3 protein-coding genes are annotated in these 4,672 nt (G+C 66.3%); all 3 read right to left on the bottom strand.

Annotation, left to right across the window (positions count from 1 at the left end; translation table 11 throughout):
* Nucleotides 1-1,473 (bottom strand): LON peptidase substrate-binding domain-containing protein (locus tag ACJ8AT_RS16950; protein WP_407738783.1); only part of this gene is annotated, 1,473 nt, incomplete at its 3' end.
* A 197-nt stretch (nucleotides 1,474-1,670) separates the two neighbouring features.
* Nucleotides 1,671-3,746: a prolyl oligopeptidase family serine peptidase gene (locus ACJ8AT_RS16945; protein WP_407738782.1), complete on the bottom strand. Its 2,076-nt coding sequence runs from the start codon at nucleotides 3,744-3,746 to the stop codon at nucleotides 1,671-1,673.
* A 116-nt stretch (nucleotides 3,747-3,862) separates the two neighbouring features.
* Nucleotides 3,863-4,672: ATP-dependent Clp protease ATP-binding subunit ClpX (clpX, locus tag ACJ8AT_RS16940; protein WP_407738780.1), on the bottom strand; the 810-nt coding region annotated here is incomplete at its 5' end.

The following is a 4,672-nucleotide window of genomic DNA, read 5'->3' as shown; positions in this document are numbered from 1 at the left end:
GGGGATGTTGTGCATCGTGTTCGCGGTGCAGATGAACATCACCTTCGACAAGTCGTAGTCGAGGTCGAGGTAGTGGTCGTTGAAGTTGTGGTTCTGCTCGGGGTCCAGCACTTCCAGGAGCGCCGCGCTCGGATCGCCGCGGAAGTCGGTGGACATCTTGTCGATCTCATCGAGCAGGAAGACGGGGTTGTTGCTGCCCGCCTTCTTGAGCGACTGGATGAGCTTGCCCGGCATGGCGCCGATGTACGTACGCCGGTGGCCGCGGATTTCCGCCTCGTCGCGCACGCCGCCCAGGGACAGGCGCACGAACTTGCGGCCGGTGGCGCGGGCGATGGAGCGCGCCAGCGACGTCTTGCCGACGCCCGGAGGCCCCACGAAGCAGAGCACGGGGCCCTTGAGCTTCTTCACCAGCTGCTGCACCGCGAGGTACTCGAGGATGCGCTCCTTGGGGCGCTTGAGGCCGTAGTGGTCCTCGTTGAGCACCCGCTCGGCCTCGACGACATCCAGCCTGTCCTGCGTCTCCTCGTACCAGGGGAGGCTCAGGATCCAGTCGATGTAGTTGCGGACGACGGTGGCCTCGGCGCTCATCGGGCTCATCATCCGGAGCTTCTTGAGCTCCTTCTTGACCTTGAGCGTGGCCTCCTTGCTCATCCGCTTGTTCTTGAGCTTCTCCTCGATCTCCTGGATCTCGTTCTTGAACTCGTCGCGCTCACCCAGCTCCTTCTGAATGGCCTGCATCTGCTCATTCAGGTAGTACTCCTTCTGGGTCTTCTCCATCTGCTTCTTGACGCGGGTGCGGATCTTCTTCTCGACCTGCAGTATCTCGATCTCACCCTGCATCAGCTCGTAGAGCTTCTCGAGCCGCTTGGCGGGGCTCTCGGTCTCGAGCAGCGCCTGCTTGTCGTTGAGCTTGAGCGACAGGTGGGCGACGATGGTGTCCGCGAGGCGCGCCGGATCATCGATGCTCGCCACCTGCATGAGCATCTCGGGCGGAATGCGCTTGTTGAGCTTGACGAAGGCCTCGAAGACCGAGTGCACGCTGCGCACGAGCGCCTCGAGCTCCACGGACTTCTCGCTCTGCTCCTCGACCTCCTCCACCTCGACCATGAAGAAGGCGTCGTTGGGCATGAACTTCTTGACCTTCGCCCGGCGCACACCCTCCACGAGCACCTTCACCGTGCCGTCGGGCAGCGGGAGGAGCTGGATGACATGACCGATGGTGCCGAAGTGGAAGATGTCTTCCGGCGTCGGGTCGTTGGTCTTCGCCTTCTTCTGGGCGGCCAGGAGGATGACGGCCTTGTCATCGGGGCCCTTGTGCGCCATCGCGTCCTTCAACGCCGCGATGGACTTCTCCCGGCCGACGAACAGCGGGACCACCATGTGCGGGAACACGATGATGTCCCGCAGCGGAAGGAGCGGAACCGTGCTCCCACGCTTCTGGGCATCCCTCTTGTCGTCTCGTCCGAAGAACATGTATTCGCCACCTGCCTGCTTGCCGCCCGTGAGCGCAAGCCCCTGGAATGTTGCCCGCCCGCACTCCGAGAGTACGAACAGGTAAGACGGCTTCTATAACACGGCCCCTCCGGCTGCCGTTCCCCGCGTGAAAGATGGGGAACGTTGGCCTGCAAGCAAGGGAACACCTCGGGGCCATCGGGTGTCCGGCCGGTGGTTTAGCGGCCCGAGGCGGCGCTCGCAGCGGAACCGACTCCGGCCGCCTGGACGCCGAGCACACCAAGCAGAAAACTGTAGAGATCCACATTCGACTCGATGGCCTTGGCCACCTGGTCGGCCCCTCCGTGGCCCGCGTTGGCTTCAATGCGCAACAGGGCGGGTGCCTGCTGACTCACGGCCTGCACGGCGGCCACGAACTTGCGAGCGTGCAGGGGGTCCACCCGGTCGTCGTGATCCGCGGCCATCATGAGCAGGGCCGGGTAGCGCACCCCGGGCCGCACCTGGTGGTAGGGCGAGTAGGCGTGAAGCACACGGAAGTCCTCGGGATTCTCGGCGGAGCCGTACTCGGGCACCCACGTCTCGCCGCTGCCGAAGCGGTGGTAGCGCACCATGTCGAGCAGGGGCACCTGGCACACCACGGCGCCGTATAGCTCCGGCCGCTGGGTCATCGCCGCCCCCACCAGCAGGCCCCCGTTGCTGCCGCCCTGGATGGCCAGCTTTTCCGGCCGGGTATAGCCCTCGCGGACGAGGAACCCGGCCGCCGCATGGAGGTCCTCGAAGACGTTCTGCTTGAGGTGCAGGCGGCCGGCCTCGTGCCACGCCTGTCCGTACTCTCCGCCACCACGCAGGTTGGCCACCGCGTATACGCCTCCCGCGTCCAACCACGGGTAGATGCTGGAGCGGAAGCTCGGCAGCAGGCTCACGTTGAAGCCGCCGTAGCCGTAGAGCAGCACCGGGTTGGTGCCATCCCGCTTCAGGCCCTTGCGGTGCACGACGAAGAGCGACACCCGTGTGCCGTCCTGGGAGCGGTAGAAGGCCTGCTCGACGGTGTAGCGCTCGGGCTGGATGGGCAGCTCCACCCGCGCCCAGAGCTCCACCCGGCCGGTGGACACGGACGTCTTGTAGACCTGCGGTGGGGAGATGAACGAGCTGAAGACAAACCAGGCGTCGTCGCTGTCTTCCAGGCCGTAGAGGTTGCTCGCCGCGCCCACGCCGGGCAGCGCCACGTCACGCACCGGCTGGCCCTCGAGCGTCACCACGCGCACCCGGGTGGTCGCGTCCTTCAGGTACTCGAGCGCCAGGTGCCCGCCCACGATGTTGATGGACTGCAACGAGGCCGAGGGGTCCTCGGCAACGAGTTCCCGCCAGGCCGAGCGCTCGGGCTTGCCGGGCGACACCTTGAAGACGCGCTGCAGGGGGGCGCCTTCCTCGGTGAGGACGTAGAACCAGTCCTGCCAGACATCCACCGAGTACTTCGCCCCCTGGCCCTTCACCAGCAGGCGGAAGTCCTTCTCCCCCACCCGCTTCCACCAGACGTCGTTCTCGTTCCAGCCGCGGGAGATGTAGACGAAGAGGTACTTGCCGTCCCGGGTGACGCCTCCGTTGAGGAACGTCCGCGGGTCCCCGGTGCGCGGGTGCACCAGCGGGTCCGTCTTCGGCTCCGAGCCCAGCCGGTGCAGGCGCAGCTCGGTGTAGCCGGGCCGCTCGGCCACGGGGATGGACGGGTCCGTGGGCAGCCACGCGTAGTAGAAGGACTGGTTGTCCGGCGTCCAGCTCGGGGAGGCGTACTTGGCCCCCTCGATGACGTCCACCTCGCTCCACGTGCCCGTGTCCACGTCGAGCACGTGGAGGATGGCCTCGTCCGCCGCGTTGGGCTTGCGTGTGAAGGCCAGCTTCCGTCCGTCCCACGATGGCGACCACAGGCCCAGTGACACGGTGCCGTCCGGGCTCCACGTGTTGGGGTCGAGCAGCACGCGCTCCTCGCCCTTCTCCCCCTCGCGCCAGTAGAGGACGGCCTTCTCCTTGTCCTTGTGGGTGCGGACGTAGAAGTAGCGGTTGCCGCGCACGGCCGGCGCGGACACCGACTCCACGTAGAAGAGCTCGGTGAAGCGTTGGCGGAGCGACTCCCGGCTGGGGTAGCGCGCGAGCTGCTCGCGGGTGAAGGCGTCCTGGGCCTTCATCCAGGCCTGCACCTCCGGCGAGCGCTCGTCCTCGAGCCACCGGTACGGGTCCGGCACCCGCACCCCGTGCAGGGTGTCCACCACCGCCTCGGTCCTCGTGGGAGGGTAGTTCATCCGCTTCGTCTCCTGGGCTGGGACTGATGGATGGGACTGCGGAGATGGCAACGCCCCCGTCCGTCCCACGGTGCGCGGGACTGGCGGGGGCGTTCGGGAAGCGCCGGAGGGGTGAGCTAGGCGCTCTCCTTCTTGGGCTCCGTCTCCTTGTTGTCCTGGGAGTGGAGCACCACCGGCTCGCTCTTCTTGAGGATGACCTCCTCGGAGATGACCACTTCGCGCGCCGTCTTGCGCGAGGGCAGCTCGTACATCACGTCCAGCATCGCGCTCTCCAGGATGGAGCGCAGACCGCGCGCTCCCGCCTTGCGGCGGATGGCCTCGGAGGCAATCGCCTTGAGCGCCCCGTCCGTGAACTTCAGCGAGATGCCGTCCAGCTCGAAGAGCTTCTTGTACTGCTTCGTCAGCGCGTTCTTCGGCTGGCTGAGGATGTTCACCAGCGCCGGCTCGTCCAGCTCCTCCAGAGCGGTGACGATGGGCAGACGGCCGATGAACTCCGGAATCATGCCGAACTTGAGCAGGTCCTCCGGCTCCACGTGCTTGAGCAGCTCCGTGAGGTTGCGCTGCTTCTTGGACTGGATGTCCGCGCCGAAGCCGAGGCTGCGGCCGCCGAGCCGCCGCTCGATGATCTGCTCCAGCCCGCCGAACGCACCACCGCAGATGAACAGGATGTTCGTCGTGTCCACCTGCAGGAACTCCTGCTGCGGGTGCTTGCGGCCCCCCTTGGGCGGCACGTTGGCGATGGTGCCCTCGATGATCTTCAGGAGCGCCTGCTGAACGCCCTCGCCCGACACGTCGCGGGTGATCGAAGGGTTCTCGCCCTTGCGGGCGAGCTTGTCGATCTCGTCGATGTAGATGATGCCCTTCACCGCGCGTTCGACGTTGTACTCGGCGGCCTGGAACAGCGACAGGACGACGTTCTCGACGTC

Origin of the sequence: Hyalangium sp. (genome assembly GCF_045802625.1) — a bacterium.
In the GTDB taxonomy this organism is placed as follows: Bacteria; Myxococcota; Myxococcia; order Myxococcales; family Myxococcaceae; genus Hyalangium.
This window is presented reverse-complemented; position numbering and strand designations above follow the sequence as displayed.